Annotated in this window: 1 pseudogene; it reads left to right on the forward strand. The window is 66.4% G+C overall.

The window, feature by feature from the left end:
* Window positions 1–247 (forward strand): annotated as a pseudogene (locus SB816_RS34035) (hypothetical protein); the annotation flags it as partial.

Here is a 247-nt window from a genome sequence, read left to right on the forward strand (position 1 = left end):
GGAACCGAAAACAAGGAGCGGGCATATCACGCACGTAACCGTCTCGAACGGTTCGCGCAACCTCGACGGCCCGATGCCGGGCCGTGGCGAGCGCGTCACGCTTCACTCGCTGCCGCCGCGTGGTGTGCCTGCCGGCGTGTATCGCCTCGACACGGCCTCGCCGGCCGTCGTCAAGGGCGGGGAAACATACCTCGGCGCGATCGTCCACAAGGATGATCGGCATGTGTTCCAGTCGGTCGGCACGAAG

The sequence above is a fragment of the Achromobacter sp. SIMBA_011 genome, assembly GCF_046535435.1.
GTDB classification, from domain to species: domain Bacteria; phylum Pseudomonadota; class Gammaproteobacteria; order Burkholderiales; family Burkholderiaceae_B; genus Achromobacter; species Achromobacter dolens.